This window comes from Paenibacillus segetis, assembly GCF_014639155.1.
In the GTDB taxonomy this organism is placed as follows: domain Bacteria; phylum Bacillota; class Bacilli; order Paenibacillales; family Paenibacillaceae; genus Fontibacillus; species Fontibacillus segetis.
Genome location: NZ_BMFT01000001.1, coordinates 3082067 through 3087034 on the forward strand (window position 1 = coordinate 3082067; position 4968 = coordinate 3087034).

The window sequence follows — 4968 nt, forward strand, 5'->3', positions numbered from 1 at the left end:
TTTGTATTGTTCTAGGATTCCCAATAATTCTTAGGCTTTTACCGAGGTCTCTAATATGCCATGATTCTTCATCACTTGGATCTGCTACAAATGTTCTAATAATAATCCCTTCATCCATCTCTATTTGTAAGTCATTTGTAATAGGTTCAATAGTTAATCTCTTTATTCGATTCCCATATAACTGTTTTAATTGCCTTGAAATATTTATATGCTCAGTTTCGTCTTCTGTTTGAGCTGCTCTTGACCCTGTTATCACTTCTACATTATTCCTTATATGCCATGTCGGTTCTAGCCAGATACTATATCCTTGTTTTAGATTTCCAGGCTCACAATCGCAATACAAGATCAAAGAATTTCCAGCTAGTCGAACAAATTGAACTGTTCGATTTAGTATCGAGATTATTATTTCCTGTATTTCCTCTGACATCAACGAGTCACCTCAATATAGAGTATTGCATTACTTTCACCTAACGTTCTTGTATTCACGAACCCTCACCGACTTAGATAGCTCTTATCTTAGTCGGTACAGGGTTGTCTGCTGAATCCACTTCTCTGACTTGCCTCCGCAGACCGAGAGCGACAGCTCGATGCGTGAATGTGGTGTTAGGTGAAGTGCATAGAGATACTTACTAATCTATTTCATCTCATTTACGTGAATATAAATATCCAATATATATTTTCTTAATCTATGGTTTGAAGGTAAATGAAGTACACTTTCCATTTCATTTTTAGCAATAACCCACTCGGCTTCAGTTTCGGGACCATTTACCTCTTTGTCTCCTATGAAATACAAATTAATTAAATATGCATCGATTCCTTGCTCCCGAAGAAAATATAAATGAGCAAGTCGATTTGTATATTGATAATATCTCTTTGTCCAGTCAGCATTTATTTCAACATCAGAAATAAAGCTTTTGGTTTTTTCTATTGAAGCGTTGATAAGTTCAATTGATTTCATTGACTTTGCTCTACTAGGAGAGGAAATCAATTCGGGTAGATTTGCTTTTGCTTCAACTAGAAATACTTTGGACACTGATTTAGCCAAACCATCCCATTGAGGACCATTACTTGGCCAAAAATTATTCAGTTCACCACATAAGTTGCCATGGCCAATAATTCCAAGAAAATTTTTATCTCTGTATTCAGCATACTTGTCACTTTTCAGTGGAGATAGCCAGATAATTTCTTCTGAGCAATTGGTTTTCTCATTAATCTTTAAATTAATAATAGAAGGAAAATTATTCACAAGATTCTGAATTTGTTTAAAGCTTCCTTTTGAATTTGTGGATTGCTTGATTACTCTCATTATTTTTCTCCTTTTCTTCGCATTTCACCTAACGTTATGGTATCTACGTACCCGAGAGGCTTAAGGGAGCTCATGCGACCGGGTCCAACGGACTTAGCCTCGCAGGGTTGTGAGCTGATTCCACTTCTCTGCTTACCTCTTCTTGCGAACCAAGGGGAGAGCCCGCAGCGAAGATACGGTGTTATCCGAAGTCTCTGTCTTCCTGATTAAGCAATCATTTCTTAAAGTTAGAAAACCGCTCATTTTGAGCGGTTCAAACAAAATTACTATCCTTTAATTTCTCTCATTGCACCCAACACAATAGTGTATTTATCTGGATCTTGAAGATAAACGTTTTTAAATTCCCAATTACCGTGAGACCCAGTTACCGGCTCATTCGGAAAAAGTCCACCTTTGTTTCGAATTTCTTCAGTTAAATCGTGAATATCATTCCAACCAACATGTATAAATGTATCCCATCCATATTCTGGTCCTTCCCATTCAGTTGGATAATCAGTTCGTTTCTTTGAAGGAGCATTTGGTCTAACATCTTCATGGGAAATTGCTTGTTGCAAGATAACAATCATTCCATCCCGTTCTGCATGTCCCCAATCATCAATTTTACATCCTAAAACATCACGATAATATTCTTGTGATTTCTTTAAGTCTGAAACTAATCGTACTTGAATTGTCGTTCCGAATTTCAGTTGATGTTTAGTGTCCAGTTCCGTTGAGTGATTGTTCAAAATAAATTTTCCTCCCTGAAAACGAATGATAGGATATCATTTTTATTCTAAAATAATTTTTTCCTTCTTTTAGTAGGAACAATTAAACCAATAATATTAGGTTTTCAGAGATTTCGGATAACGTTTGTGCATTCCTGACGTTCAAGTGGCTTAAGTAACCGTAGGGAACGGGTCGTCAGACTTATCCGGTTGAATGTGTCGCCTGAATCCACTTCTCCGAATATCCCCTTGGTGACCAAGGAGCTTACGCGACGATGTAGGAATGCTCTGTTAAGTGATGTCAGCGCCCTCCTGAGTCACCTAAAAAAATCAATACTTTGCTTTATTATCTTTCTCATTACCACGTTTAAAGTTTCCAGTAATCTTAGCCATCGCTAACTGTGTCTCCTTGTAATCCTTTCCCTCTATTACTTTTAAAAATTTATCACTCGCCTTACCTGAAAGAATTGTAACTTTCTTGCCCATCCAGTAAATGAAGACTTTGTTGTCTATAGTTGTTTGATAAGTGAATACTTCTTCTTCGAATTTATTTCGTTTATCAATGTTACTCATCTGAACAATTCCTTTCTCAAAATGCATTGTAACTAGAATATATTAAAGTAAATGTTCTTCATTCTTGAACTGTTGTACTTTGTAATCATAATTTGTGCTGATTTCACCTAACGTTATGTATTCACGAACCCCACCGGCTTAGATAGCTCCTATCTTGGCCGGTGCGGGTTGTCTCTGATTCAGCTTCCCGCTATTGCTCCTGGCGACCAAGGGCGAATGCCCGATGAGTGAATATGGTGTTATCTGATGGATACGCCTTCTATGAAACACTAACATTTCTTTTACTTAATTTCTTAAATACCGAGTATTCCTTATTGGACTTAATAAAACTTAATATCTTTTCGGCACATTCTATTGGATTCATCTCTTCAGTATTTACTTCGAGGTCATATTCATCAAAGCAATATACTTTGCTAAACTGTGAAACTGCTAGTCCAATCTTTCTATCTCCTCTTGTTTGCTCTCTTCTTATGAGTTCTTCTTTCGAGCATATTACACCTATAAATAACGTAGGCTGATCGAAAAATTGATCAAGAAACTCATTAAACCTCTTGTCATTGTCGATTACGGTATCTACTATTACATTAAAACCCAATTCTAATAACAGTTTAATTGTCGAATGGTACACTGATAATATGGAATCATCAAGAATTTGTGAGACAACTTGATGATCTATTTCTTTTGGAGGTTCGTCTGGAAATTTATTATTAATAAATTCATTGTAATTATTAAAAAAATCATCAATTGATAAATGATAAAAATGAATCTCTTTCTGATTTATCAGTTCAGTCGATATGGAGGTCTTTCCAGAACTTGAAGTTCCATTTAGAAAAACTAATATCCCTTGCTTCAATTAAATCATCCCTTCAAAAATAATCATTGCGTATCTTTCAGATAACGTTCTCGTATTCACGAAACGACCCAGCCCTAGATAGCTCTTATCTTAGGCTGGGTCGTTTGTTGTCTGAGCTTCTTCCATGATTATACATCTGACAACCAAGGGACGGTAGTCCTGAAGCGTGAATACGGTGTTATCTGATGCATCCGCCATCATGAAATAGCTAATAATAATTACTTTCCGTAACATCTTCCGTCATTACTTATATGCACTTCTGCATCTTTCATATATTGGTACATAGACGTTTTAATCAAAGTGTTTTTAATAATATGTTTTCTTAAAGGATTATATCTGTCAGCGTTTTTAGGATTCACAATCCAACCTTTTTGGAATTGATTCACTAAATACCGACTATTCTTTTTTATAAATTCTAAAGCATATTCACTATTATCGGCTAATTCTGATAACGTAAGCCACAAGTAGAAGGACGGTACCGCACGTTTAGTTGTATTAGTTATATGGTCGATGATTTTTAGCAGCATGTTATTAATTTTTTCGAGATCGTAAGGCTTAAATGTATTCCAAAATCGTACAACTACTAAAGATAACCATAGGCATTCACCTTCACTACAAAAGTGTCCGAAACACGTGTTTTCCAATCTTCTAGTGGTTGCTTCTAGTAATTCATTGATTTTAGCATTTTCGTGTTTTCGAATAGCCAAAATCCTTAATGCCTCAAGCTCGTATGCATTATGTGACAGTAAAAATGTTTTTGGTAGTTCCCCTGTGATAAGTCTGAGTTTTTTACTTCGTTCTAAATTACTTTCTTCATACGATGGCAATAAAAAATGAGGGTACATAAATTTATGTTTCTTATTCCAGATAGCAAGTTCACCGACTTGATTCTCACAGTTAGATAATATTGATTCAACTAAACGTTCTTCTTCACTTTCAGTTACCATTTCATTCATTATAATTTTGTGATTGAATAATGAAATATTCTCATATAGCATTTCACTACACCTTCTCACTAGATTTATTGAATTTATCCTTTAAATGATTATGCGGATGTTTCAGATAACGTAAATGTGTTCACGACGTCCAACTCCCTTAAGCCCGGAGGGCGGCCGCGATGCGGTTAGGGAGTTGGATGTGCCCGGCTAATTCCGCTTCCCTACTACTGAAGCTACTTCTCCGAATCGCTCCTAACTCCTGCTGGACCGAGGCGGCTTGTCCGCCGAAGCGTGAACATGGTGTTATAAGAAGTTGGCGCCTTCTTGAATTACTCACAACGTACTATAAATTAAATGTATCTCTAATAAGTCTTGCGACTTCATCTGCACTTAAATTTGTATTATTAATTCTCAAATAGTTCTCTCTGGTAATTTCTCCTTCGTTAGAGTTGAGTCTATGTTTTTCCATGGTTTTGATTAAGTCCATTTCAGATTGTTCAACATTTCGTTTTGTTGGTTTTTGATCAAGTCTAAACGCCGTTGTATTCCGTTTTAATCTTTCTTCTATATTTGACTCTAATTCAACAAAATAAA

7 protein-coding genes and 1 pseudogene are annotated in these 4968 nt (G+C 35.9%); all 8 read right to left on the reverse strand.

The annotated features are described in order from the left end of the window. The coding region (locus IEW05_RS14615; protein WP_188539965.1) for a hypothetical protein at nucleotides 1-427 on the reverse strand (427 nt) is incomplete at its 3' end. 207 nt (nucleotides 428-634) lie between these two features. Then, nucleotides 635-1306, reverse strand: coding sequence for a hypothetical protein (locus IEW05_RS14620; RefSeq protein ID WP_188539966.1), 672 nt, complete (start codon nucleotides 1304-1306; stop codon nucleotides 635-637). Between the two features lie 266 nt (nucleotides 1307-1572). Continuing rightward, nucleotides 1573-2031: a VOC family protein gene (locus IEW05_RS14625; protein WP_188539975.1), complete on the reverse strand. Its 459-nt coding sequence runs from the start codon at nucleotides 2029-2031 to the stop codon at nucleotides 1573-1575. A 309-nt stretch (nucleotides 2032-2340) separates the two neighbouring features. Beyond that, nucleotides 2341-2583, reverse strand: coding sequence for a hypothetical protein (locus tag IEW05_RS14630; RefSeq protein ID WP_188539977.1), 243 nt, complete (start codon nucleotides 2581-2583; stop codon nucleotides 2341-2343). A gap of 259 nt (nucleotides 2584-2842) precedes the next feature. Beyond that, nucleotides 2843-3436: a chloramphenicol phosphotransferase CPT family protein gene (locus IEW05_RS14635; RefSeq protein WP_188539979.1), complete on the reverse strand. Its 594-nt coding sequence runs from the start codon at nucleotides 3434-3436 to the stop codon at nucleotides 2843-2845. Nucleotides 3437-3654: 218 nt separating this feature from the next. Then, complete coding sequence (locus IEW05_RS14640; protein ID WP_194434125.1) at nucleotides 3655-4392, reverse strand: hypothetical protein; 738 nt, start codon at nucleotides 4390-4392, stop codon at nucleotides 3655-3657. 139 nt (nucleotides 4393-4531) lie between these two features. Beyond that, on the reverse strand, nucleotides 4532-4711 hold the full coding sequence (locus IEW05_RS25625; RefSeq protein WP_194434126.1) for a hypothetical protein: 180 nt from the start codon (nucleotides 4709-4711) through the stop codon (nucleotides 4532-4534). A gap of 6 nt (nucleotides 4712-4717) precedes the next feature. Next, nucleotides 4718-4968 (reverse strand): annotated as a pseudogene (locus tag IEW05_RS25785) (shikimate kinase); the annotation flags it as partial.

Excerpts from the sequence above, each read along its gene's own strand:
- IEW05_RS14620 (WP_188539966.1), bottom strand. The coding sequence starts at position 1,306 with ATGAGAGTAATCAAGCAATCCACAAATTCAAAAGGAAGCTTTAAACAA.
- IEW05_RS14630 (WP_188539977.1), bottom strand. The coding sequence starts at position 2,583 with ATGAGTAACATTGATAAACGAAATAAATTCGAAGAAGAAGTATTCACT.
- IEW05_RS14640 (WP_194434125.1), bottom strand. The coding sequence starts at position 4,392 with ATGAATGAAATGGTAACTGAAAGTGAAGAAGAACGTTTAGTTGAATCA.